Annotated in this window: 22 protein-coding genes; 6 read left to right on the top strand and 16 right to left on the bottom strand. The window is 64.7% G+C overall.

Annotation, left to right across the window (positions count from 1 at the left end):
• Positions 1–253 precede the first annotated feature (253 nt).
• From ATE70_RS24925 to ATE70_RS16675, 7 genes are all read right to left on the bottom strand, one after another.
• Positions 254–427 carry a hypothetical protein gene (locus tag ATE70_RS24925; RefSeq protein ID WP_156419762.1) on the bottom strand — a complete coding sequence of 58 codons (174 nt, stop codon included), beginning with the start codon at positions 425–427 and terminating at the stop codon, positions 254–256.
• Complete coding sequence (locus ATE70_RS16700; RefSeq protein ID WP_058538984.1) at positions 424–1,563, bottom strand: PepSY-associated TM helix domain-containing protein; 1,140 nt, start codon at positions 1,561–1,563, stop codon at positions 424–426. The genes ATE70_RS24925 and ATE70_RS16700 overlap by 4 nt, the downstream gene beginning before the upstream one ends.
• Before the next feature lie 4 nt (positions 1,564–1,567).
• Entirely contained in the window at positions 1,568–3,670 is a 2,103-nt protein-coding gene (locus ATE70_RS16695; protein ID WP_058538983.1) for a TonB-dependent siderophore receptor, read from the bottom strand.
• A 183-nt stretch (positions 3,671–3,853) separates the two neighbouring features.
• Entirely contained in the window at positions 3,854–4,783 is a 930-nt protein-coding gene (locus ATE70_RS16690; RefSeq protein WP_058538982.1) for a hypothetical protein, read from the bottom strand.
• Complete coding sequence (locus ATE70_RS16685) at positions 4,780–5,844, bottom strand: dipeptidase (protein ID WP_058538981.1); 1,065 nt, start codon at positions 5,842–5,844, stop codon at positions 4,780–4,782. The genes ATE70_RS16690 and ATE70_RS16685 overlap by 4 nt, the downstream gene beginning before the upstream one ends.
• A gap of 81 nt (positions 5,845–5,925) precedes the next feature.
• On the bottom strand, positions 5,926–6,549 hold the full coding sequence (locus ATE70_RS16680; protein WP_082639728.1) for a helix-turn-helix domain-containing protein: 624 nt from the start codon (positions 6,547–6,549) through the stop codon (positions 5,926–5,928).
• 193 nt (positions 6,550–6,742) lie between these two features.
• On the bottom strand, positions 6,743–9,184 hold the full coding sequence (locus tag ATE70_RS16675; RefSeq protein WP_058538979.1) for a TonB-dependent receptor plug domain-containing protein: 2,442 nt from the start codon (positions 9,182–9,184) through the stop codon (positions 6,743–6,745).
• Between the two features lie 176 nt (positions 9,185–9,360).
• Here ATE70_RS16675 and ATE70_RS16670 point away from each other — a divergent pair, with 176 nt between their 5' ends.
• The 4 genes from ATE70_RS16670 (at position 9,361) to ATE70_RS16655 (ending at position 14,805) form a co-directional block, all read left to right on the top strand.
• Positions 9,361–10,677, top strand: a complete 1,317-nt coding sequence (locus ATE70_RS16670) for a metal-dependent hydrolase family protein (protein ID WP_058538978.1) — start codon at positions 9,361–9,363, stop codon at positions 10,675–10,677.
• Positions 10,678–10,723: 46 nt separating this feature from the next.
• Positions 10,724–12,292 carry an L-piperidine-6-carboxylate dehydrogenase gene (gene amaB / locus ATE70_RS16665; protein WP_231732750.1) on the top strand — a complete coding sequence of 523 codons (1,569 nt, stop codon included), beginning with the start codon at positions 10,724–10,726 and terminating at the stop codon, positions 12,290–12,292.
• A gap of 30 nt (positions 12,293–12,322) precedes the next feature.
• On the top strand, positions 12,323–13,318 hold the full coding sequence (locus ATE70_RS16660) for a tetratricopeptide repeat protein (protein ID WP_058801032.1): 996 nt from the start codon (positions 12,323–12,325) through the stop codon (positions 13,316–13,318).
• A 74-nt stretch (positions 13,319–13,392) separates the two neighbouring features.
• Positions 13,393–14,805, top strand: a complete 1,413-nt coding sequence (locus ATE70_RS16655; RefSeq protein WP_058538976.1) for an amino acid permease — start codon at positions 13,393–13,395, stop codon at positions 14,803–14,805.
• Between the two features lie 15 nt (positions 14,806–14,820).
• Here ATE70_RS16655 and ATE70_RS16650 read toward each other — a convergent pair whose 3' ends face one another.
• Genes ATE70_RS16650 through ATE70_RS16615 form a run of 8 tightly spaced genes read right to left on the bottom strand, consistent with a single transcriptional unit; the run spans position 14,821 to position 22,493 of the window.
• Positions 14,821–16,497, bottom strand: coding sequence for a GMC family oxidoreductase (locus tag ATE70_RS16650; protein ID WP_058538975.1), 1,677 nt, complete (start codon positions 16,495–16,497; stop codon positions 14,821–14,823).
• Positions 16,498–16,519: 22 nt separating this feature from the next.
• The gene (locus tag ATE70_RS16645; RefSeq protein ID WP_058538974.1) at positions 16,520–17,359 is read right to left on the bottom strand and encodes a sugar phosphate isomerase/epimerase family protein; all 840 of its coding nucleotides are present in this window, start codon (positions 17,357–17,359) and stop codon (positions 16,520–16,522) included.
• Positions 17,356–17,916, bottom strand: coding sequence for a gluconate 2-dehydrogenase subunit 3 family protein (locus tag ATE70_RS16640; protein ID WP_058539091.1), 561 nt, complete (start codon positions 17,914–17,916; stop codon positions 17,356–17,358). Before ATE70_RS16640 ends, ATE70_RS16645 begins: the two co-directional genes overlap by 4 nt.
• Positions 17,916–18,743, bottom strand: coding sequence for a 3-keto-disaccharide hydrolase (locus ATE70_RS16635; RefSeq protein ID WP_231732749.1), 828 nt, complete (start codon positions 18,741–18,743; stop codon positions 17,916–17,918). Before ATE70_RS16635 ends, ATE70_RS16640 begins: the two co-directional genes overlap by 1 nt.
• 11 nt (positions 18,744–18,754) lie before the next feature.
• Positions 18,755–19,627, bottom strand: coding sequence for a hydroxypyruvate isomerase family protein (locus tag ATE70_RS16630; RefSeq protein WP_231732748.1), 873 nt, complete (start codon positions 19,625–19,627; stop codon positions 18,755–18,757).
• Positions 19,628–19,662: 35 nt separating this feature from the next.
• Positions 19,663–20,961, bottom strand: a complete 1,299-nt coding sequence (locus ATE70_RS16625) for an MFS transporter (RefSeq protein ID WP_058538971.1) — start codon at positions 20,959–20,961, stop codon at positions 19,663–19,665.
• 46 nt (positions 20,962–21,007) lie between these two features.
• Positions 21,008–22,051 (bottom strand): sugar phosphate isomerase/epimerase family protein, encoded by a 1,044-nt coding sequence (locus tag ATE70_RS16620; protein ID WP_058538970.1) that lies wholly within the window; start codon positions 22,049–22,051, stop codon positions 21,008–21,010.
• A gap of 16 nt (positions 22,052–22,067) precedes the next feature.
• A complete protein-coding gene (locus ATE70_RS16615; protein WP_331458704.1) occupies positions 22,068–22,493 on the bottom strand; it encodes a c-type cytochrome in 426 nt (141 codons plus the stop codon).
• 59 nt (positions 22,494–22,552) lie between these two features.
• Between ATE70_RS16615 and ATE70_RS16610 the strand changes: the two genes are divergently transcribed.
• Entirely contained in the window at positions 22,553–23,755 is a 1,203-nt protein-coding gene (locus ATE70_RS16610; protein WP_058538968.1) for a Gfo/Idh/MocA family protein, read from the top strand.
• 54 nt (positions 23,756–23,809) lie between these two features.
• On the opposite strand, the gene ATE70_RS16605 is transcribed toward ATE70_RS16610, so the two are convergent.
• Entirely contained in the window at positions 23,810–24,565 is a 756-nt protein-coding gene (locus ATE70_RS16605; protein ID WP_058538967.1) for a helix-turn-helix transcriptional regulator, read from the bottom strand.
• Positions 24,566–24,748: 183 nt separating this feature from the next.
• On the opposite strand from ATE70_RS16605, the gene ATE70_RS16600 reads away from it, so the two are divergent.
• Positions 24,749–25,414, top strand: a complete 666-nt coding sequence (locus tag ATE70_RS16600; RefSeq protein WP_197411491.1) for a helix-turn-helix domain-containing protein — start codon at positions 24,749–24,751, stop codon at positions 25,412–25,414.
• Positions 25,415–25,418 lie beyond the last annotated feature (4 nt).

Genomic DNA, 25,418 nt, shown 5'->3' with positions numbered 1-25,418 from the left:
CGGCTGGCGAGATGTACAGGCTTGGCATGGCGAACGACCCCTTGCTGTTACGACGAGGTTAACCTCGGCCAATCCGCCATGCTGCACTGCACTATGGTTAAGCCAGCGTTAAGCTGATCATCGGAGTGGTTATCGCGATGGACCGCCTGCCCCGGGGTGCAACCTGGCCCGGCGCTTAACATATTGGCATGTGGGCTTTTGGAGGCCGAGCGGCCGGTTCGAGGACGGCAAGATCATACCCAAAGGGGCCGACCTATTTGCGCGCGAAAAGCCGTAACAGGCAGTAACCCGGAACCGCCGCCAGGGCGATGACGGCCAAAATGTCGAAGAGGCCGACCGCCAGCAGGCCCGTCACGAGCGAAGCGATCGTGACAATCGCCATCAGCAGCGGCAAAGCATATGTTCGGCGGACGGTCTGCCTGGTCATATTGCGTCTCCGCCTTCGACGACTTCGTGGACGCGCCGCTGCAGCGACTGGCCGCGATGCCCGATCCAGAGATAGATGCCGCTGCCGAGGATGGCGATCGCGATGATATCGAGCAGCGCCCAGACGATCTTGAGCGGCAGGCCCGCATAGTCGCCGAAGTGCAGCGGCTGCGACAGATACATGGCGCTGAGGCTGAGCGGCCAGGTCGGGACGCCGGTCAGCTTTGACGTCGCGGCGTCGACGAGCACGGGTTGATAGTTGCGCTGGTCGAGCTGCGATTGGCCGATCATGAACACGCCATAATGATGCTCGCCGCTATAACCCGTGCCCGGGTAGCTGACGAAGGCGGGCTTGAGTTCGGGCCGCGCCGCTTTCGCCTCGGCGACCGCCTTTTCGATCAGGCCGAATTGTGCGGGGGCGGGGCGACCCGCCCATTCGCGGGTCAGCTCGGCAAGCTGGTCCTTCTGCCACTGGTCATAGAGCGGCTCGTCGAGCGTGTTGATGACGCCGGTGAGCCCGACGACCAGCAGCCAGGCGGTGGCCGCGATGCCGAGCAGGTTGTGGATGTCGAGCCACTTCAGCCGCGTGCTGCGCGCCTTGCGGATCGTCCCGAACTCGAGCTTGCGCATGAAGGGACGGTAAAGCACGACCCCCGATATGGTGGCGATGGCGAAGAGCAGGCCCATCACGCCGAGAAAGAGCTTGCCGGGAAGCCCCGCGAACATGTCGGTGTGCAGCCGCAGGATGAAGAACATGATGCCTTCGTTGAACTGCGGCGCGGGAACGGCCGTGCCGGTGTAGGCATCGAAAAGCGCGGTCTTCATCTCGGCCGGCGGGGTATCGGCGGTGGGGCCGAGATTGACGTAGACGATCGGTTCGTCGGGATACCAGCCGAGGAACAGCGGCCGGTTGCCGGGATATTGCGCCTTCGCGTCCTCGATCAACCGGTCGAGATTCGCCGGCTCGGCGCCGGGCGGCGGCGCCGACAATTCGGGCTCGGCGCCCGCGAGATGCGCGATTTCCTCGCCGAAGATCAGCGGCAGGCCGGTGATGCAGAGGAGCAGCAGGAAGGCCGTGCAGACAAGGCTGGTCCACTTATGAACCAGATACCAGGCCTGCACGGTCTTCCGTTTCATGGCGTCAGAACCGGTAGCCGAGCGAGGCGATGACATAGCGGCGATTGCCGCTGAAGCAGTCGCCGAAGGTGCGGCACGCGGTGAAATAGCTCTTGTCGAACAGGTTCGAGGCGTTGACCGCGGCGGTCCAGCGGTTCCAGTCGACCGACACCAGCGCATCGACGAGCGTGTAGGAGGGGGTCGTGATCGCGCTCGTCGGGCCGGTCGATCGGGTATTGCCGATATGGCGCACGCCCGCGCCGATCCGCAGCAGCGCATCGGCGCCGAGCGGGACCGCCTTCACCGCCCAGAGCGACGCCTGGTCGCGCGGCACGTCGTTGACGCGCGCGCCCTCTTCATAGGTGTAGAGGCTTTCGGAAACGCGTGCATTATTGTGGCTGTAGGCGGCGGTCAGCTGGAAATCGCCGGGCAGTTCGAACGCGCCTTCGATCTCGAACCCCTTCGAGGTCACCTCACCGGTCTGGAAGACGTTGATCGGGTCGGCCGGATCGTTGGTCGGGCGGTTCTGCTCGACGATGTCGTAATAGGCCGCGGTGACGAGAATGCCGCGCTGCGGCTGCCACTTGATGCCGCCTTCATACTGCCGTCCGCGCGTCGGGACATAGGGTTCGCCGGTGCGCGGGTTGATCCCCGAAACCGGCTGGAACGCCTCCGAATAGCTGAGGTAGGGCGACAGGCCATAACCGATCTCGCCGATCAGGCCGACCTTGAAGGTCCACGCCGTATCGACGACCGCGGGGGCGCCTTCGGTCTTCGACCGCGCGCGGTCGTGGCGGACACCCGCGACCAGCGTGACGCGGTCGGCATAGCGGATCTGGTCCTGGACATAGACGCCGAGCTGCGTGTTGCGCTGGTCGGGCAGGGCGGCATAGGGCAGCACGTCCGCCGCGACGCCGCTATTGTTCGGGTTATAGGCGTCGACCGGGGTGATGCCGGGCGTGAACGCGCTGCCGCCCGACGCGCTGAGCGTCTGCTCGAAATAATTGGTGTAGTCGAGGCCGACGAGGAGCTGGTGGCTGAACGGTCCGGTGTCGAAGGTCAGGCGCGCGTTCGTGTCGCTGGTAAAGATCTTGCCGTGCGGTTTGGTCTGATAGGCGTAGCGATGCAGCGTGCGGCCCGTTTCGGCGGTGCCGTCGATGAACGGATTCCCCGGGTTCGAATAGACGTCGGGATACAGCTCGCGGAAGGTCGCCTTGGCGTCGGTGTAACGCGCCCGCGCGCTGAGGCTGAGCAGGTCGGAAACCCGCTGGTCGACGCTGAGCGTCGCCGACAGCGTGCGCTGGCGGAGCGTGTCATAATTCTCGTCACCCAGGAAGGTGCGGTTGCTGAGCCGCCGGGCGTCGTTGGGGGCGCCGATCGCCGACACGACGGGAATAAACTGCTGGCTCGATGCAGAGCGGTCGCGCTGGTAGAGGCCGATCAGCGTCACCGCGGTGTCCGAACTCGGCCGCCAGCTCAGCGACGGCTGGACGAGCACGCGATTGTCGTCGAGCAGCCGCGTCTGCTGGCCCGCGTCGCGCACGACCGCGACGATGCGGCCGGCGAGCATATCGCCGCTGAGCGGGCCGGTCAGGTCGACCATCGCCTGCTTGCGGTCCCACGATCCATATTCGATCCGCGCGCTGCCGCCCGCTTCGAATTCGGGGCGCTTGCTGACGCTGTTGATGATGCCGCCGTTGGATGCCTGACCGTAAAGCACCGAAGACGGTCCGCGCAGCACCTCGACGCGCGACAGCGTGTCGACCGCGGCGCGGGCGAAGGGCGCGAAGGTGTAAAGGCTCCGCATCCCGTCGAGGAACTGGACGGGCGCGAGCCCGCGCACGACGCTCGCGTCGCCGCGCGTGTCGAGGCCATAGGCCTCGCCGGTGACGCCGGCTGAATAGCGTAGCGTTTCCTGCAAATTGAGCGCGCCGCGGTCGCGGAAAAGTTCTTCGGTGACGACGCTGATCGCCTGCGGGGTTTCGACGAGCGGCGTGTCGCTCTTGGTCGCGGTGACGGCTCTGTCGGCGGTGACGGTGATCTCCGCGCTGGTCTGGCTTTCCTGCGCCTGCGCGGCGCCCGTCCAGGCCACCGTTACCAGCAAGGCATTGATCATTTTATATTTCATCGCGAACCTCCAATATGGGAAGCGCGCTAGACGCGAATGATCGCTACTGCAACCCATTTGCAAGAGCGCAGCCTGCCAGCCGGAAAGATCGCGCGTCGAGCGCGCGACCAAGCAATCCGCAACCGGACCAAAGCTGGCCCCTCCGCCTGATGAACAGGCTTGGTGGAGCCGGGCAGGAAGGGATCAATAGGCTTTTCGGTCCGGGTGCGCCAATTCGGCTTCCGAAGGCCAATGGCCCTGCGGATTTTCCCGAACGATCTCGGTCAGCAGCGCCTTTGCGCCCATCTCGTCGCCGGCAAAGCGACGCTCCATCGCGATCGCGAACTTGATGGTGCTGTCGCGGCTGTCCTTGAAGCCCGTGGGGTCGAGACGACCCTGCATGATCTGCACCGCCTGGTAATAAGTGAAATTCTCGATCAGCTTCAGCCCCGGCTCGATCGCGTCGATCGCGGCGCGCGCCTTGTCGTGCTGCCCCATCTTCCGGTACGCGAGATAGGTCCAGTAGGCCGTCGGCACGCGCATGTCGTCGCGCGCGAAATCGGCGGCAAGCTCCAGCGATTTCGCCATGCCCGACACCATCGTCGGATAGTCGCCCGTCGCAAAGCTCGTTTGCGCGTGATAATAGACGATGTTCCCGCGATAGGTGCTGATCGTGAGGCCGATCGGGTTGGGCATGCCGTCGGGTTCGAAACTGTCGGGCGTGTCGCCCATCAGCGCGAGCGCCTTTTCATAATCGGCGAGCGCCTCCTTGAACTTGCGCGCGCGCGTCAGGTCGCGGGCGCGGAAGCGGTAGAGCTTGTAGCTCTCCGGGAACTGCTTGATCCCGGCGCTGAATGCATCGACCGCGTCACAGATGCGGCCGGCATAGTCGAGGCGCCGCCCGTACCAGATATGGCTGTCCTCGCGGCCCGGCGCGATGCGCAGCGCTGCCGCGGCGATCGCGATATCCTCGTCGAGCAGCTTTTGCGTCGCGGGCGAGAATTTAGGCACGGTCAGCGGCGTGCCGATCAGGCTGGTCGCGCAATTCCCCGCGTCGGCGCCAGGGACGTTCGCCGACGCAGGGGCTGCCGTCAGCAGCAAGGCAAGGGTGAGGGCGGAAAGACGGAGGCTCATCCGATCACTTCCTGATAGATGCGGCGGACGTTGGTCCCCATGATTTTTTCGACCGTGCTGGTCGGATAGCCGAGCTTGCGCACGCCATCCCACACCACCTCCATGCGCCGCGGACCGTTGAGTTCGTTGATGAACAAAGGCCAGTCGGGCTCGTGGAAATTGGCGCCCTCCTCGCGCTTCAGCTCGGCGATATAGGCGTCGGTCATCTCGACGACGCGGTGGTCGCGGTCGCTGCCGATCGCGACATGGTCGGCGCCCATCACCTTCACCGCATGGTCGATATGGCGGAAATATTCGGGCAGCGCGTCGTCGCGCTTCGTCGTCAGGAACGGTCGCATCTGGCAGATGCCGGCGACGCCGCCCTTGTCGGCGAGCAGGCGCAGGTTCGCGTCGGTCGTGTTGCGGACATTGCTGTGCACCGCCATGCACGCGGTGTGCGAGACGATCACGGGCATTTTCGACGCGGCGATCGTATCGGCCATCGTCTGCATGTTCGAATGCGACAGGTCGATCAGCATGCGGCGCTCGTTCATCCGCCCGACCAGATCGCGCCCGAAATGGGAGAGGCCGTTCGCGCCGAGTTCCTTGCACCCCGCGCCCGCCCAATTCTGGTCGTTATAGGTGATCTGCGCCGACCGCACCCCGAGCTTGTGGAACAGGTCGACATTGTCGAGGTCGCGGCCGAACTGGGTGCTGTTCTGGAACAGGTAGAACAGCGCGAGCTGGCCGTTCGCCCGCGCGGCGTCGATATCGCTGGTCTTCGTCGCCTTCAGGAACAGCTCGGGATGCTTGGCGATATGCGCGTCATGGTCGAGCACCGCCTGCACCGCCTCTTCATAGGCTTGCCCCTCATAGGCCTTGGGGTCGCAGAGCGTGACCGTGATCGCGTCGAGCCCGCTGGCGCGCATCTGGCCGATCAGCGCGGCGTCATATTCGAAGCGCACCTCGCCCATCGCGTCGAAGGTGAGGGGCCGCGTCTTCGATCGTGTCGCCGCCGCGGGCGCGAACGCCATCGTGGCCGACAAGGCCGCCCCCGACAGGATGAAATTCCGTCTGTCCATCGCTTCGCCCTCTCCAATTTTCTATTGGAAAGAAATTAGCGTATCGGAAAATTATTGCAAGCCCGATGATCGGGCGGGCGCTCAGCCGGTGTTGACCCACAACACGACGGCATCTTCCTCGCTCGTCGAATAGGCGGCGTGCTGCATGCTGCTGTTGATATAGATGCTGTCGCCGACGCCGAGATATGCGGGCTCATAATGCTCGGTCTGGAAGCAGATTTCGCCTTCGAGCACATAGAGGAATTCCTCGCCGCTATGCTGCGACCAGCTCTTGAAATCCTCGAGGCTGCGCGCCTTGATCGTCGTGACGAACGGCAGGATCTTCTTGTTCTTGAGCTCGGCGGCGATCAGCCGGTGGCGGTAGACCGCGGTTTCCATCAGGCGGCCCGCGCCGTCCATCGTGACGCTGCGCCGGCCCGCGGCATCCTGCCCCGAATTGCTCGCGAACAATTCGGTGATGTCGATGTCGAAGCCGGTCGCGAGTTTCTGCACGACGTCGAACGTCGGCGACATCTGGTCATTCTCGATCTTCGACAATGTCGAGGCCGCAAGCGCGGTCAACCGCCCCGCATCCTCCAGCGTCATCCCGCGTTCCTTGCGCAATTGGCGCAAGCGCTCGCCCAGGTGAAAGCCTTCGGATCGAGGCCGCTTCGCGGTACGAACGGCACCCAAAACTTCCGGCTCGTCTCCATTTCTGGGCGGCATAAATCTCCAATCCTTCACTTGCTCGAGATCGCATGGCATCGGCCGATGGGGACGGCTGGGGGAAGAGGTCCGGCCAATCAGCCGCCGCCATCTATAAGGCACAAATTTCCGATAGGCTACGATATTGGCATATCCGCTATGCCAATGCCGTATGTGCCCACCGGAAATACGCGTCGATCTCTAACAGACGAGATCAGAATTTATACTTAGCATTCAAATAATAGAAGCCGCCGGCGACCCCGAATACACTGTGATTGTCATAGATCAGGCCGGCGCGGGCGCGCGCAGGGCCGCGACCCGGCGGGAAGATGTTGAAGATGTTGCGTGCGCCGACGCTCAGCTCGACATCCTGAATGCCCGAATAGGTCACTTCGGCGTCGAACAAAGTCACCGCCTTGCGCGGCAGGAAGGTCGCGCCATCGAGGCGGCGCCACGCGCCATAATGGATCGCGCGCGCCATGAAGCCGAAATCGCCGACCTTGGTCGTCGCCGAGAAATTGCCGCGCCAGCGCGGGGTGCCGCGTTCGAACTCGGTCACGATCGCTGGGCTGAACCCCGGAGGCGGCGCGCCGCGCAGATGCTGTTCATTATAGTTTACGGCAAGGCTGAAGTCGGTCGAGGCATTGTCCGACCAGCTGTGGCGATAGGTGCTCACCAGGTCGAAACCGCGCACGCGCGTGTCCATCTCGTTCTGGAAATAGCGCACCTGCTGGATGTCCGCGCCGTTCGGGAAATTGATCGCGGCCAGCGCGGCGCGCTCGGCGGCGGTGGTGTTCCGCGACGGCGTCAGCAACAGGCGATCGTCGACGTCGATCTGATAGAAATCGAGCGTGGTCAGGAAGCCGTCGAGGCCGGTGAAGACGACGCCCGCCGACATGTTGAACGAGGTTTCGGGCGTCAGCGCCTCCGAGCCGAAGACCCGCGCCGCGGGCGACCCCGGAACGAGCACGGCGTCGAGGATGAAGCCGCCGACGCCGTCGAGCTGCGAGGTCAGGCTGGTGCCGAAGACCTGTCCGGCGGCCGGCGCGCGGAAGCCGGTGCTGACCGAACCGCGAAGCGCAAAGGCATCGCTCAGCTCGAAGCGCGTCGAGGCCTTGTAGCTGAAATTGTCGCCGAACTGGTCATAATCCTCGTAGCGGGCGGCCGCCGACAGATTCCACCAAGGCGTGATGTCGGCATCGATTTCGCCGAACACCGCATAGCTGTTCGAATCGAAGCTGCCGGCAAATTCGGGCGAGAAGCCCTGGAAACCGTTCGAGCCCGCGGGCAGGTCCCGCAGCGGACCCGTCGTGTAGCTCGCGACGTCGCCCTCGCCGATGACATAGGTTTCCTTGCGATGGCTGGCCCCGGCAAAGACGAGGATGTCGTTGCTCAGCTCATAGGAGACTTCGGCGTCGAACTGGATTTCGCGCTGGGTGAGCGAACCGGGCTTGAACGCGGTCGGCGACTTGACCCCCATTGACGCGTTGATCGTGCCGGTGATCGTGTAGTCGACGGTGTTCGTGCCGTAGCGCGCCGACAGGTCCCAGGTCAGCGGACCTTCCTGGTCGCGCAGCCCGACAAGGGCGCTGAAATCCTCGAGATGGCCGCGGAATTCCGGCGTGAAGCCGCCCGGATAGACGGCGGCAAGGTTGAACAATTCGGGGTGCGCGGGCGTCAGGTCGAACGCCGAATTGGCATAGGTGCCGTGGCGGTTCAGGCCGCCCGCCGTGACGGGCTGGCGCAGACCGAAGGTGACCGAGCTCTTGCCCGTCATATAGTTGCCGAAGCTATAGAGTTCGAGTTCGTCGCTGAGTTCGATGCCGGCGTTCCACACCGACTTGAACGCCATGTAACGCGGATCGAGATTACCCTCGGGATGCTCGGGGATACCGGGAATGCCCATCGCCCGCATCGCCTCGGCGCCCGAATGGGTGGCCTTCTTCGCATAGGCCTTGGCCTGGTCGGTATATTGGGCGGCGATGTTGAAATAGGCATTGTCGCCGACCGGGACGGCCAGATGACCCTGGATGTCATAAGTGCGGCCGCCGGACGTATAATATTCGCCAACCTGGCCGATGATCGAGCCGCCGCTCCTGGCCTTTTTCAGCTCCAGGTTGATCACGCCGGCGATCGCGTCCGAGCCATATTGGGCCGACGCGCCGTCGCGGAGCACTTCGACGCTCGACAGCGCGATCGGCGGAATGACGTTGAAATCCTGACCCTGCGAACCCGAGGTCGAGGCATGGCCGGTACCGATCTGCACGATCGAGGCGCGGTGGCGGCGCTTGCCGTTCATCAGCAGCAGGACATGATCGGCCGGCGAGCCGCGCAGCGTGACAGGCCGCACGAAAGAGGAACCGTCGTTGCCCTGAAGGCGCTGCGCGTTGAACGCGGGGACGAGCGTGCGCAGCGCGTCGTTCACGTCCGAATAGCCGGTCGTCGCGATCTGTTCGGGCGCGATGACGTCGATCGCGACCGAGCTATCGGTGATCGAGCGGTCCTTGCGGCGCGTACCGATGACGACGATGTCGCTGCCGCCGGCACTGGTCTCTGCGCCATCCTCTTCGGGCGGCGCCGACTGGGCATGCGCCATCGGCGTGATCGCGAAGGCGAGCGCGGACGACAACAACAGGCGTGACACGAACTTCGACATTTTTCCCTCCTTTTGGACCCGTTTCCCCACCGGAAATTCGTTGATTTCCGCAATGTGTCGTAATTTCCATAATTTTCCTATCATAAAAATTCTTGCTCAACTAGCAAAAACTTCCTATGCAAATGGGGAGTGCTGCACGGGCGGCCTCGCGGCGTGGGCCGACGGGAGAATTTCGCTTGAGCGGCATTGGGAAATGGGCGGCGCTGGCGATCGGCGTGTCGCTTTCGGGCACGGCCGTCGCGGCGCCTGCTGGCGCCGAGCTTGCCGATACGCTGGTAATCCACGCGGGCGCCGTCGTCGCAATTCCGGGCGAAAAGCCGCTGGGACCGAGCACGATCGTGGTCCGCGATGGGCGCATCGCCGAAATCCAGCCGGGCTATCTGGAGCGCGCGGACGTGCGGGTGATCGACCTGAAGGACCGGACGCTGCTGCCCGGGCTGATCGACACGCATGTCCATTTCAGCTTCTCGCCCGAAACGAAACTATGGGCGGCGGCGGTCGATACGCCCGAGGATGTCGCGCTGTTCGCTTTTTCCAATGCGAAAAAGACCCTCGAGGCCGGGTTCACGACGGTTCGCGACGTCGGCTCCGACGGCACTTCGATCCACGCGCTGCGCGACGCGGTCAACAAGGGGACGGTTGTCGGCCCGCGCATCTTCCTGTCGGGCACGTCGCTGTCGATCGTCGGGGGGCATGGCGACATGTCGGGGCTCAACCGCAAGACGACCGAGGCGCTCTATCCCTATGACTATACCGGTGCCTGCACCGGCGGCGTCGAATGCGCGCTGCGCGTGCGCGAAGCCGCCAAATATGGCGCGGACCTGATCAAGGTCACCTCGACCGGCGGCATCATGTCGCAACAGGCGCGCGGACTGGGCCAGCACCTGACCGACGAGGAACTCACTGCGATCGTTACCACCGCGCACAGCCTCGGGCTCAAGGTCGCGGCGCACGCGCATGGCGGGGAGGGCGTTGCCGCCTCGGTGCGCGCGGGGGTCGATTCGATCGAGCATGGCACCTATCTCGACGAGGAAACCGCGAAGCTGATGGCGAAGCGCGGCACCTGGCTCGTGCCGACGCTCGGCCTGCTCGATTCGCGGAAAGAAAGCGAGGCCAGCCCCGCCGTGCAGGCGAAGATGACCGAAGCGCGCCGCGTCGCGGGGCGGAATATCCGGCTCGCGGTCCAGCATAAGGTCAAATTCGCCTTCGGCACCGACGCCGGCGTGTCGCCGCACGGACAGAATGCGCGGCAGTTTCGCCTGATGGTCGAGCAAGGTCCGATGACGCCGATGGCGGCGCTGCGATCGGCGACCGTCGATGCCGCGGCGCTGCTGGATCAATCGGACAATATCGGCACGATCGAAGTCGGAAAATATGCCGACATGATCGCGGTCGCGGGCGATCCCTATCGCGATGTGACGGTGACCGAGCGCGTCTCTACGGTGATCAAGGACGGCCGCGTCATCATCCACGATGGCCGCGCGAGCCCATGACGCAAACCCGCCAACAACCTGCTTTCCCCTTTCAACGGACAATTTGATGAACGCTCTTGATAAGATGATTTCTCCCGGTGCCGGCCACAGCGCGCAGGGCGGCTTTGCCCATTCGGTCCCCGATATATTCGGCGCGCTCGGGCTGTCGCTCGATGCCAGCCGGGGTTCGGACCTCAAGGTTTTCTCGCCGGTCGACGGGTCGGAACTCGCAGCCCTGCGCACCGACAAGGCGGGCGACATGGATGCGATGGTCGCTAATGCGCGGGCCGCTTTCGCGGTCTGGAAGGACGTGCCCGCGCCGCATCGCGGCGAACTCGTCCGGCGCTATGGCTTGCTGGTGCGCGAGCATAAGGAGGCGTTGTCGCACCTCCTGACCATCGAGAATGGCAAGATCCTGACCGAAGCGCGCGGCGAGGTGCAGGAGGTCATCGACATCTGCGAATATGCCGTCGGCCTGTCGCGCCAGCTCTTCGGCCTGACGATCGCGTCCGAACGCGCCGAGCACCGGCTGACCGAATATTGGCACCCGCTCGGCGTGCTCGGGCTGATCTCGGCGTTCAATTTCCCCGCTGCGGTCTGGGCGTGGGGCACCACCGTCGCGCTCGTCTGCGGCGACAGCGCGATCTGGAAGCCGTCCGAAAAGACCCCGCTCACCGCGCTCGCCTTCGCCGGGCTGCTGCAGAAGGCGGCGGCCGACTATGAGCTTGCGCCCGACCATCTGGTGCAGGTCGCGATCGGCGATGCCGCGTGCGGCACGATGCTCGCCGACCATCCCGATGTCGCGATCGTCAGCGCGACGGGCAGCGTCGGCATGGGGCAGGATGTCGGCGTGCGCGTCCAGCGCCGCTTCGGGCGCCCGGTGCTCGAACTCGGCGGCAACAACGCCGCGGTTGTCGCGCCGAGCGCCGATATCGGGCTCGCGCTGCGCGGGACGATCTTCGCCGCGACGGGCACGTGCGGCCAGCGCTGCACGACCTTGCGCCGCCTGATTGTCCACGAGGACATTCGCGCCGATTTCGTGAAGCGCCTGATCGCGGCTGTCGGCAGCCTCAACATCGGCAGCCCGCTCGACGACGCGACGCACGTCGGCCCGCTGATCGACAAGGCCGCGTTCGACGCGATGCAGCGCGCGCTCGAACAGGCGCGCCGCGACGGCGGCACCGTCCACGGCGGCGACCGGATCGAGGTCGCGGGACCCGACGCCTATTATGTCCGTCCGGCGATCGTCGAGATGCCCGCACAAAGCGAAATCGTCCGCGAGGAAACCTTTGCGCCGATCCTCTATGTCCTCGCCTACACCAGCTTCGACGAAGCGATTGCGCTGCAGAACGGCGTGCCGCAGGGCCTGTCGTCGTGCGTCTTCACCAGCGACGTGCGCGAGGCCGAGAAATTCCAGTCGGCGCAGGGCAGCGACTGCGGCATCGTCAACGTCAATATCGGGACGAGCGGCGCCGAGATCGGCGGCGCGTTCGGCGGCGAGAAGGTGACTGGCGGCGGGCGCGTGTCGGGGTCCGACAGCTGGAAGAATTACATGCGCCGCGTTACCGCGACGGTGAATTACTCGACATCGCTCCCGCTCGCGCAGGGTGTGAAGTTCGATCTCGATATCGATTGAAGACATAGGATCAGTTCGGAGAGGATGTTTATGATGAAGCCCAGGCATTTGAAATTGCTGGTGTCGGCCGGCCTGTTGCTGATCGCCGCGCCGGTGACGGCGACGGCGCAGGAAGGCAGCTTTCAGGGCATGTCGCTGCTCGGCGAGCGGATGGTCACCAGCCCCGCGCGCAACGCGAACGTGGCATCGACCGAAACGCTCGAACGCGCCGCGCGCGATGCGAAGGCGGCGTTCGAGGCCAATATGACCGTCGACAGCGCGACCTGGTACGGCCGCATCCTCTTCTATCAGGGCTATACGAAAGAATCGGCGGGGGTCTACGATCAGGCGCTGAAGCGCTTCCCCAATTCGGGCAAGCTGCTGCGCCACCGCGCGCATCGCGCCTTTTCGCTGCGCGAGTTCGACAAGTCGATCGAACTGGGGCTGAAAGCGGCGAAGCTTTATGAGAACCAGCCGCTCGAACGCGAAAAACCGGGCCCCGACTATTTCCCGGGCGACCCCGATGTCGTGCAATATTATCTCTATTACCATCTGGGTCAGGCTTATTTCGGCAAGCATGATTTCGAAAATGCGGCGAAATGGTTCGCAAAGTCGGCCGAATCTGCCGCCTTCACCCATGACGTCGAGGCACGCACCGCGAACGGCTATTGGGAATATCTTTCGCTCGCGCGCGCCGGGAAGCTTCGTGAGGCACAGAAGCTGCTCGACGATTATGACCTGACCTTGTTCGAAGTTCACCCGAAGGGCGGGTCGGACACCTATTTCGACGGGCTGCAGCTGTTCAAGGGCAACCGCGCGGCCGACAGTTTCTTCAGCGACAAGGACAGCGGCCGCGCTTTCGCGACCGCCGACGGGGTGGCGGCGTCGACCGCTTACAGCCTCGCCAACTATTATATCCTCCGCGGCGAGCCCGAAAAGGCGAAGCCCTGGCTGAAGCGGTCGATCGCCGTCGACAGCTGGAGCTTCTTTGCGCGCATCCAGGCCGAGGCCGACTGGCTGCTGCTGTTCCCGAACGAAAAGCCCTGAACGGACGCATCGAACTGACGCATTTGGGTGAGCGGCGGACCCGAACCATCGGGCCGGATATTGGGAGACGCATCGTGAAGAACTGGACCCGCCGCAAACCCATCGCACCGCCCGGCGAACGCAGCGCCGGGGCGCTGCCGCCCAGCCTGTCGTGGCCGCAACTGATGGCGATGGGCGTCGGCGCGATCATCGGCACGGGAATCCTGACGCTGATCGGCGTCGGCGTCGACCGCGCGGGCCCTGCGGTGCTGCTGTCTTTTGCCATCGCGGGCGCGGTCTGCGCCTGCGCGGCGCTCGCCTATGCCGAACTGTCGGCGATGATGCCCGCGGCGGGCAGCGCCTACAGCTATTCCTATGCGGGGCTCGGCGAGGCTTTTGCGTGGATCGTCGGCTGGAGCCTGATCCTCGAATATTCGCTCGTCGTCTCGACCGTCGCGGTGGGCTGGTCGGGTTATGCGTCGCCGCTCCTGATGGGGATCGGGTTTCCCGAGGTGCTGACGCGCGGGCCCGAACTCGGCGGGCTGATAAATCTTCCCGCGGTCGCGATCATCGCGGTCGTCGCGGGCCTGCTGCTGCTGGGGACGCGCGAGAGTGCGCGGATCAATTCGGTGCTCGTCGTCGTGAAGATCGTCACGCTGCTGCTCTTCGTCGGTTACACATTGCCCTATTTCGACGCCGCACACCTCGATCCGTTCATGCCCTATGGTTATGCCGCGCAGGTCGACAGCGACGGCGTCCAGCGCGGGGTCATGGCCGCCGCCGCGATCATCTTTTTCGCCTTCTACGGCTTCGATGCGATTTCGACCGCGGCTGAAGAAACAAAGCGCCCCGCGCGCGACTTGCCGATCGCGATCATCGGTTCGATGGCCGTCTGCACGCTCATCTACATGCTGGTCGCCGCTACGGCGGTCGGTGCGACGCCTTTCACGACCTTTGCCGACAGTCCCGAGCCGCTGGCGCTGATCCTGCGCTCGATAGGGCAGGGCGGTATCGCGCAGATCGTCGCGACAACCGCCGTTGTCGCGCTGCCGACCGTGTTGCTCGCCTTCCTCTACGGGCAAAGCCGCATTTTCCTTGCGATGGCGCGCGACGGCTTCCTGCCGCAGCGCCTCGCGCATATTTCAGGGCGCGGCACCCCGGCGCGCATCACGCTGCTGACGGCGGCGATTGTCGCGGTCCTCGCCGGGTTGCTCCCGATCGGAAAGGTCGCCGCACTCGCCAACGCCGGAACGCTGATCGCCTTCATCGCGGTCGGCGTCTGCCTGCTCGTCCTTCGCCGCCGCGCCCCCGATGCGCCCCGGCCCTTTCGCGTGCGCGCGGCATGGCTGGTCGGGCTTGGAACGATCGGCGGCTGCCTCTACCTGTTCCTCAGTCTGCCCGCCGAAACGCTCTTGTGGTGCCTCGTCTGGAATCTGATCGGTCTCGCCCTCTATGCGGCCTATGGGCAACACCGCAGCACCTTGGGCAAGGCAGCTCGCGGCGGATAATCCCCTTTGGCGCCCCTAGATCGTGCCGGCCTTGAGCAGCTTTACGGCGTGGTCGGCGGCTCGCGCCGTCAGTGCCATGAAGGTGAGCGACGGGTTGACGCACGAGATCGAGGCCATCTGCGCGCCGTCGGTGACGAACAGATTGGCGGCGTCGTGCGCCTGGCCCCATTTGTTGAGCACCGACTGGCGCGGATCGGCGCCCATGCGCGCGCCGCCCATTTCGTGGATCGCGTCGCCGGGGACATGTTCGCGGCGCTCGCTGGTGACGTTCTGCAGCCCCGCCTTGCGCAGCATCGCCTCGCCCTCGGTCCGCGCATCGTCCATCATGCGGATCTCGTTGTCGCGGAAGGTGACATCGAAGCGCATCAGCGGGATGCCGAACCGGTCGACCTTGTCGGCGTGCAGGCTGACGCGATTGTCCTCATAGGGCAGGCATTCGCCGAAGGCGCCCATGCCGAACTTCCACGGGCCATAGCCGCGCATGCCATGCTTCATCGCCGCGCCGAAGCCCTTGGGCGGTAGCGGATCGCGCCGCGCGCTGCCCTGATAGCCATAGCCGCGCTTGAAGCCGATCCCCTCTTCGCCGCCGACGTTGCGGAAGCGCGGGATATAGACGCCGCCCGGGCGGCGGCCATATTCGATATAGTCGGTCATCCCCGGTATCTCGCCCGAGATGTTCACGCGGAAGATATGGTCCATCACATAGCGGCCCAGCGTGCCGCTGGAATCGAAATGGCTCTTGGCCGTTCCGGGGATACGCGAGTTCATCAAGATCTGGGTCGAGGCCATCGCCGAGGCGCAGAGGAAGACGAGGCGCGCGGGGATTACTTCGGCCTGCTTCGTCTTCGTATCGATCACACGCACGCCGGTGACCTTCTTCGTCTTGGGATCATATTCGAGATTCGAGACCACCGCGTCGGAACGCAGGGTCAGCCGCCCGGTGGCGCGCGCCGCGGGCAGGGTAACCGCCTGCGTCGAGAAATAGGCCCCGAACGAGCAGCCGCGCCCGCACTGGTTGCGGAACTGGCATTTGCTGCGGCCCTGATCCTCCTTGTCCTCGGTCATGTTCGACAGGCGGGTGTTGATCAGCTTGCGGCCCGGCGAGGTCGTCTCGAGCCGTTCCTTCACCCATTTTTCGGCGACGTTCATCTGCATCGGCGGCTGGAACGCGCTGTCGGGCAGCTGCGGCAGATTCTCGCGCGATCCCGACACACCGATATATTTCTCGACATAATCGTACCAGGGAACAAGGTCGTCATAGCGGATCGGCCAGTCGCCCCCGACATTCTCGCGCTTGTTCGCCTCGAAATCCTCCGGGCTCCAGCGAAAGCTCCAGCGCCCCCAGATCAGCGACTTGCCGCCGACCGCGGCGGGCCGGATCCAGTAGAATTTCTCGCCCTCGTCATAGGCATAGGGGTTGAGCCGGTCGTTGTTGTAGAATTTCTGGTTCGACGGCGAGACATAGCCATGCGTGGCGATGAAATAGTCGCTCTTGACCAGCGCCGCGGGCATCCTGTCGCGCGCCGGAATCTCATAGGCCGGCTTGCCGTCATAATCATAATCCTCGCCATGCTCGACCATCACCCCGCGGTCGAGCATCAGGACCTTGAGGCCCTTTTCGGTCAATTCCTTCGCGGCCCATCCGCCGCTCACTCCGGAGCCGATGACGATCGCATCGAACATGTCGGTCATATCTTGATCCTCGAATATCGGGTTAGGCGCGAAGGCGGCTGAGCGTGGTGAAACTGGTCTGAATGTCGGGAAGATAGGGGGCGGGCGACTGATCATTCTCGACATAGAAATGCTTCACGCCGGCAACAGCGTTGAGCGTGAAGATGTCGGCGAAATCGATGACGCCCTTGCCGACGCTGGTCATCTTGCCGTCGGCGGTGCGATCCTTGACGTGATAGGCATAGATGCGCCCCGGCAGACGTTTGATGATTGCCTTGGGATCCTCGCCCGCGGCGACCGCCCAGAACAGGTCGAGCTCGAGTCGGACGAGCGCCGGATCGGCGTCGGCGATCAGCGTGTCGAACAGGCTGGTTCCGCCGTGCTTCAATATGAACTCGAAATCATGATTGTGATAGGCAAAGCCCAGCCCGGCCTTTTTGAGCCGCTCGGCATAGCGGTTGAAATTGGCGACCGCCGCCTTCCAGCCCTCGGCATTGCGATGCGCTTCGACCATATAGGGAACGACGAGCGTGTCGGCGCCCAGCGCCTTGGTCATCGCGACCGCGCCGTCGAAATCGCTGGCAAGCGCCTCATAGGCGACATGGATCGAAGGCGACGTCAGGCCCAGCCGGTCCATCGTCTTGCGGAGCGCGGCATGGTCCATCTTGTCGTAGCCGCCGCCGCCATATTCGACCTCGCGATAACCGATCGCCGCGACCTTTTCGAGCGTTCCCATCGGGTCCTTCGAGAAGAGCTCGCGCACGGTGTAGAGCTGGATGCCGATGGGCTTTGATTTGAGGCTCTTTGCCATGAGCGGTCCCCCTGCCAGTGCCGCCCCGAGCGCGGCGCCGCCCGCCATCCATTGCCGCCTGCCAATCATCATGACGAAAACACCTTTTTGATCTCGGAATAGGGATAGGCGCCGTCGTAGCGGCCGGGGACGGGAAGATATTCGCGCTCCTGCGTAATGCCGACTTCTGACGTGAAATATCCGGTGAGCACGAGCTGGCGGAACTTGTCGAAGAAGTCCGCGCCGCCGGGCAGCTTGTCTTCCATCGCCAGCGTCAGCAGCGCGTCCTGCTGCGCGGGCGTCGCCTTGTCGGCGGCGATCTTGAAATCGGTCCGGCTGCGCGCCTCGATCGCGTCGAGCCCCGCGATGATCGGTTTGCGATCGTCGGGCGAGGCCCAATCGGCGAGCAGCTTTTCGATATATTCGGGGACGCCCGCCGCGATCGCGCCGGGGGTGTCGGTCGTCGGCATGACGCGCTCGCTGAGCGCGGTCATCAGCGCGCGCTGCTGCGCGGTAAACACCGGCGAGGAGGGCGGGCCGCTGCTGATGAGCGGGGGCGCTTCTGCCGCCGCGGCGCGCGCGATCGGCGCGAACAGGCTTGCGCCGAACATCGCTGCCATCCCGGCCAGCGCGTCTCTGCGGTCGATGATCATTTCACGGTTCCTTCGAAGTCATGGCTCGCCGCCGCTTCGGGCAGCGGGCGCACCCAGATGTTGCGAAACGAAACCGGCGAATTATGGTCCTGGAGCTGGATCGGCGCGGCATCGCCATGCGCTTCATACTTCGCGACCTTGCGCCAGACGGTGCTGCCGAGCCACGGCTGGCGGTTCTGCACGAGCACGCCGTTCAGGAAGGCGGTGACATAGGCCGGGCGGAGCAGCTTGCCGTCGGGTCCGAAATGCGGGCGTTCAAAGACGATGTCGTAACTCTGCCATTCGCCGGGCTTGCGCGATGCGTTCACAAGCGGCGGCTTCCAGGCATAGATCGCGCCGACGGTGCCGTCGGCGTAGGTGGGGTTCTGATAGCCGTCGAGAATCTGGATCTCGTAACGCTGCATGAACCATATCCCGCTGTTGCCGCGATCCTGCGAGCTATGATCGGGCGGGTTCGGTGAGCGGAATTCGAGATGGAGCTGGACGTCGCCGAAGCTCGCCTTGCTGATCAGCGCATTCTCGCCGCGGCCGCCGAGCGGTGGGATCGACGTCATCGCGCCATCCTCGACGATCCATGGCCTTGCCTTCGCCCGCCACGCATCGAGCGACTTGCCATCGAACAGCACCACCGCGTCGGAGGGCGGGGCGCCGGGAACAGTGCCCGGGGTTACTACGGTCGGATAAGGGCGGTCGGAATCATGCACCTGCCATTTGCCGTCGGGCAACATCGGCGTGTCCTTGAAGCCGGGCTTTTCCTGCGCCGTGGCGGGATTGCCCGCCGCCGCGGCGACCGCGATTGCCGCGGCCCAAACGATATGCTTCACGCGTGTCTCCCTCATGCCGCGTCGATCGCGCGATAGGCGGCGACCAGCCGCTCCTCGCCCGCGCGCCCCTCGACCGAATTGCCATGTTCCATGCCGATCACGCCGGCGAACTTCTTCGCGCGCAGCCAGCGGACGATATTGCGATAGTTGATCTCGCCCGTTCCCGGCTCCTTGCGGCCGGGATTGTCGCCGAACTGCACGTACGCGATCTCGTTCCAGCAGCTGTCCAGCGTGTTGATGAGGTTCCCGGCCTGGATCTGCTCGTGGTACAGGTCCGCCAGCACCTTGATCGCCGGGCTGTCGACCGCGCGCGCCATCGCATAGCCTTGCGGGACGGTCGACATGAAGACGCCGGGATGGTTCACCAGCGTATTGAGCGGCTCCATCACCATGACGAGTCCGTGCGGTTCATAGATGTCCGCGGCGCGGCGCAGCACGTCGATCACGCGCGCGGTCTGGATATCGACCGGCAGCTTGCGGTCCATAAAACCGGTGACGATCGTCATATGCTTCGAATTCAGCCGTTTGGCGACGTCGACCGAACCCCGGATATCGGTCAGGAAGCGCTCGCGATCACTATCGTCGTTGCCGCCCAGCAGCGGCCGGAACTCGCTCCATCGCGGCATGCTCGCGACGAACACGCCCATGGTCATGCCGCGCTGTTGCAGCGCGCGCGCCATCGCGGTCTGGTCGGCGACCGAACGGGTGGCCGCCTCATTATCTTCCCACGCGGTGAAGCCCTGATCGGCGGCAAAAGCGATCTGTTCGAGCCGTCCGCCGCGGCTTTTGAAGCTGCCCTCGTGCGGGGCGTATTTCAGCGAAAAGCGCGGCGCGTTCGACGCCATCGCACTGTTTGTCGCCGTCGCCGCGGCCGCAGCCGCCATGGCGCCCCCCGCCAGAACCGCTCGGCGCGATACGCTCATGCCGTCTGACCTGCGAGCGCCGCGCGCGACTTGCCGCGCTCGCGCAGCCAGATGAAGCCAAATACCGCCAGCAGGATGACGGGCAGGATCGCCAGCCGCTGGAACGACAGCGACGCCGCCGCATCCTCGACCGCCAGCTTCGCCGCGCCCGTCAGCCGCGCGAACGCTTCGGGACCGCCCGCGAACTCGATCTTGGCCTGGTCGAACATCGCGCCCAGTTGCGGCAGCACGAAGAAGCTGGCGAGCGCGCCCGCCGATCCGACCAGCCCCATCGCCCACGATCCGCCGCGCGGATAGCGTTCGGCGACCGAGGCGAGCATCGTCGGCCACATCACACAGACGCCAAGGCCCCAGACGGTCGCGGCGACGATCGCGGCGACCGGCGACTGCGCCTGGCTCAGCATGAACAGGCCGATCGCGGCGAGCAGGCTCGATACCCAGAGCAGGCCGGGGTTCGAGATCCTGTTGGCGAGCCGCCCCGCGAAATGGCGGAAGATGAACATCAGCGCGTTGACATAGACGAGGAGCAAAATGCCGCGCATGCCGACGCGGTTCGACAAGGCGACGTCGATCCACTGCCCCGGTGCCAGTTCGGACGCCGCGGTCAGGAACATCGCGCCGAACCAGATGAAGAAGCTGGGGCGGCGAAACACCTCGCCCATCATCTCGCCGAAGCTGACGCCGCTTTGCTCACGCAGCGGCGGCGGGAAGGTGGTGGTGAGGGCGATCACGACGGTCGCTACAGCGGGGATCATCACCAGCGCCATGATGCCCTGCCACGGCAACGCTGCCGAAAGGAAGAAGCCGGCAAGCCCGCCGACGATGATGCCGCCGGGGAACCAGGCGTGCAGCACGTTGAGCCGGTGCGTGGTATCGTCGGGGTAAAGCTGCGCGGTCAGCGGATTGATCGCGGCTTCGGTCAGCCCCCAGCCGATGCCGCTGAGCAGCATGCCCGTCCAGACGAGCCAATAGATGGTCATGCCGGTCGCGAGATGGCCCGCGGTGACGATCATCAACGGGCCGAGGATGAAGCACAGCCCCGCGCCCGCGAGGCACCGTTTCATGCCGATCTGGTCGAGCAGCGCGCTGGCGACGAACAAGGTGATCGCAAAGCTGAGGAACGCCGCGCCCAGCGCAGCGGCGATCAACTCGCCCGCTTGCAACGGGGCGACCGGGTCGATCCATTCGGCCTTGAGCCCGCTGGCGATCGCACCGCGGATCGCAAGGCTCGCCGCGGCGGTGAACAGCGCGAGCACGCCCAGCCAGAACAAGCGCCCCTTGTGCAATGTCGTCATCCTGCGTCCCCTTTAGTTATTATCGTTTTATTCGTCTGCCGCGTCGTCAGGTCAGCCCCAGCATCGCGCGGTTGAGGGCCGGGTCGCTGCCCCCGGCGAAATCGTCGAACGCCTTGTCAGCCTTGCGGATCATGTGGGCGGCGATGAACGGTGCACCTTCGCGCGCGCCGTCTTCGGGATGCTTCAGGCAGCATTCCCATTCGAGCACCGCCCAGCCGGCATAGCCGTACTGCGTCAGCTTCGAGAAAATGCCGCCGAAATCGACCTGCCCATCGCCCAGCGAGCGGAAGCGCCCGGGGCGATCGACCCAGTCCTGAAAGCCGCCATAGACCCCCGATCGCCCGGTCGGATTGAGCTCCGCATCCTTGACGTGGAACATGCGGATGCGGTCGTGATAAATGTCGATGAACTGCAGATAGTCGAGCGCCTGCAACACATAATGGCTGGGGTCGTAGAGGATGTTGGCGCGCGGATGATTGTCGACGCCCGCGAGGAAGCGCTCGAAGGTCACGCCGTCGTGGAGATCCTCGCCGGGATGGATTTCATAGGCGAGGTCGATGCCCTGTTCTTCGAAGGCGTCGAGGATCGGCCGCCAGCGTTTCGCGAGTTCGGCGAACGCTTCCTCGACCAGTCCCGCGGGGCGCTGCGGCCACGGATAGAGATAGGGCCAGGCGAGCGCGCCCGAAAAGGTCGCATGCGCGTCAAGAGCCAGCCGCCGGCTCGCTTTTGCGGCAAGATGAAGCTGCTCGACCGCCCAAGCCTGACGCTCGGCCGGCTTGCCCTTCACCGCGTCGGGTGCGAAGCCGTCGAACTGCGTATCATAGGCGGGATGCACCGCGACCAGCTGGCCCTGCAGATGCGTCGACAATTCGGTGATCTCGACCCCCGCCTCGCGGCACGTGCCTGCGAGCTCGTCGCAATAATCCTGGCTCTCGGCGGCTTGGGCGAGATCGATGCAGCGGCTGTCCCACGTTGGAATCTGGATGCCGACATAGCCGGCATCCGCCATCCAGCGCGCCGCCGAGGGCAAAGTGTCGAACGGCGCGGCGTCGCCCATGAACTGCGCAAGGAAAACAGCCGGGCCCTTCATGCGCTTGCCTTTCGCGTCACTTGGTTTCGGTCTTGAGAAAGGCGATCAGCGCCGCGCGGCGCGCCGGGTCGGCTACCTTGACGACCATGCGTGTACCGGGGACTTTCTTGGTCGGCGCGGCGAGATATTCGTCGAGCGTTTTGTCGTTCCAGCGGATTTTGGATGCCTTGAGCGCCGGGCTGTAATTGAACCCGGCAACGGTGCCGGCTTGCCGGCCGAACAGGCCGTGCAGATTGGGACCCATCGTGCTTTTGCCGCCAGCCTCCAGCGTATGGCAGGCGCGGCATGCCGCGAAGGCCTGCGCGCCGGGACCTTGGGCCGGCGCCGCAACCACCGCTGGTGAAGGCGCGAGCATCAGCGCAATCAATATTGCTCCTGCCGGTGGCAGGGCGAACAGAAATTTCATTATCCTCTCCCGTCTGGCAACAGCCGGTGCGATCATGTAACCGGTTGAAATCGAATTGCGCAAACAATTTTGGAAATTCAGGCCAAGGGAATGCGATGAATACGAATACGAGGTCAAAAACGCGCTACGGCATGGTCGGCGGCGGCGAAGGCGCTTTCATCGGCGCGGTACACCGGATGGCGGCCGCACTCGACGGCGAGTTTGCGTTGGTATGCGGGGCGTTCAGCGCTGACGCCGAGCGCAATGGGCGCAGCGCCGCGGCGCTCGGGCTCGACCCCGCTCGCGCTTACCCGACGCTCGACGCCCTGCTCGCGGGCGAGGCCGCGCTGCCCGAGGATCAGCGGATGGAGGCGCTGGCGATCGTCACCCCGAATCATCTGCACGCCCCGATGGCGATCGCCGCGCTCGATGCCGGTTTTCACGTCCTGTCCGAAAAGCCGATGGCGCTGGACCTCGCCGAGGCGCGGGCAATTGACGCGGCGGTTGCCCGCAGCGGCAAGCTCTATGGCCTGGCATTCACCTATAGCGGCTATCCGCTGATCGAAGAGGCGCGCGTGCGTGTCGCGCGCGGCGATTTCGGCAAGATCCGGCTGGTGCAGGTCGAATATTCGCAAGGCTGGCTCAGCCGGCCGATCGACCGGGACGGCAACAAGCAGGCCGAATGGCGCACCGATCCGGCGCGTGCGGGACTGGGCGGCTGCCTCGGCGATATTGGAACGCACGCCTTCCAGCTGGCCGAACATGTCTCCGGGCTTGCGGTCGGGTCGCTCAGCGCGGAGTTGACTACACATGTTCCGGGCCGCCGCCTCGACGACGATGTGGCGGCGTTGCTGCGTTTCGACGGCGGCGCGCGCGGCGTATTGAAGGCCAGCCAGATCGCCGCGGGTGACGAAAACGGCCTGCGTCTGCGTATCCATGGCGAGGAAGGCGGCCTCGAATGGTCGCAGATGGAGCCGAACAGCTTGACGCTCCGCTGGCTGGACCGGCCGGTCGAAGTGATCCGCGCCGGCGGACCCGGTCTCGACCCATCGGCGCTGGCGCGGCTGCGCACCCCGGCGGGACATCCCGAGGGCTATATCGAGGCGTTTGCCAACCTCTATCGCGGCTTCGGCCGTGCCCTTCGTGCGGGCGCCCCAACCCCGCCACCGCCTGGCACGGCCGATTGGTTCCCGGGAATCGTCGATGGCCTGCGGACGATGGCCTTCGTCGAAGCGGTGATCGAAAACAGCGCCGGCGAAGCGAAATGGACCGCACTTGCCGACGTCGCGAACGATCGCCGAACGGCCGGTGGCAATTAGCGGCGCGCTATTTACTATCCCTCTTCGGGGGATGCCGCTTTACGGCCGCGCCGCTCAGGCGGTGGCTTCGCGCCCGCGCATCTTGGTCGGCGCCATGCCAAAGCGGCGCGCGAAGGCGCGCGTGAAGCTCGCGTTGCTCATATAGCCGCAATTATAGCCGATGCTCGATATGGGGAGGTCGCTCTGCGCGAGCAACTGGCGCGCGCGTTGCAGCCGCCGCTCGCTCACAGCTTCGGCAACGCTGCATTGATACAGTTCGCGAAAGCCCCGCGTCAGCTTGGCCTTGCTGAGGCCGCAGCGCCGCGCGACGCTGCCGACTGTCAGCTTTTCCTGCCACTTCTCGTTGACCAGCTGGTGCGCGGCGGCGACGCGGGTGATGTCGAGCTCGCTCAGCGACGTGCTGCCCCCCACCTCGACCATGCGGTCGGCGGCGAGCTCAGCGAAAAGCTGGCAGAGCAATTCCTGGCTGCGCGCGCTGCGGAGCATGTCGTCGACTTCGCTGTCGCCCTCGACCGCGACCACCGCGCGGCCGAGACCGCGAAGATTGGCGGGGAGATACCAGCGTCCATCCGCCTTGGGGCGGAGCGCGAACAGCCGGTCGCACGCGGCACGGCTGATCGCGAACACAACCAGATGATCGTCGGCGGGGCCGGCAATATCGCCGGGGAGGAGCATCGAGACGGCGGGCTCGCCAATATCGCCAAAGCCGAAGATGAGCGCGTCGGGCGGCAGGAACGCGGCGTCACAGGGGCCGCGGCCGACGAAGCTCGTAAACTCCGGAGAAATGCGAATGGATAGCTTGTTTGTCATCCTGTCATCCCAGCGAATCGGGGCATCAGTGGCGGCGCCATGGCGTATGTGCAATCATCTTGGTCCTATCCGATACGCAAATTTTCTTTGCCGATTGTTCCGACAGATTGTGCCGTTCGGCTTGATCGATGCGATAAATGCGCAAATATATGCTAGATGAGAAAATCGATTGAAAGGACACCGATGCCGGCAACGCGTCAGCCCATTCCGACCAGCGGCGACCGGCGGACCGCCGTTGACGGCAATCCGGGCGTATTCCTGCGCGAACTGCGGACCGAAAAGGGATGGACGCTCGCCGAGGTGAGCGAACGCACGCGCATTCCGGTTTCAACTTTGTCAAAGATTGAAACCGGCAAGATGTCGCTCAGCTACGAAAAGCTGCTGCGGCTGAGCCAGGGGCTCGAAATCGATATCACGCAGCTCTTCGCCGCGGCGACCTCGATCCCGGCCGCCACGCATACCGCCACGGGCCGGCGCAGCATCACCCCCGCCGGCGAGGGGCCTTCGATCAAGACGGCGACGTATAACTACACCTATCCGTCGGCGGATTTGCTCAACAAGACGCTCAATCCGATGATCATCGACATCAAAGTGCGGTCGATCGACGATTTCGGCGATCTGATGCGCCACTCGGGCGAGGAATATGTCCTCGTTCTGGAAGGCGAATGCGAGTTTCACACGGACATGTACGCGCCATCGCACCTGAAAACGGGCGATTCGGCCTATTTCGACGCGTCGATGGGGCATGGCTATGTCGCGGTTGGCGACGGGCCGTGCCGTATCCTGTCGGTCTGCTCGGCAACTGACGCCGATCTGAAATCGGCGCTTCATCCCGTCGACGCCGAATAATCGT

Source organism: Sphingopyxis sp. H053 (genome assembly GCF_001468225.1).
In the GTDB taxonomy this organism is placed as follows: Bacteria; Pseudomonadota; Alphaproteobacteria; order Sphingomonadales; family Sphingomonadaceae; genus Sphingopyxis.
This window is presented reverse-complemented; position numbering and strand designations above follow the sequence as displayed.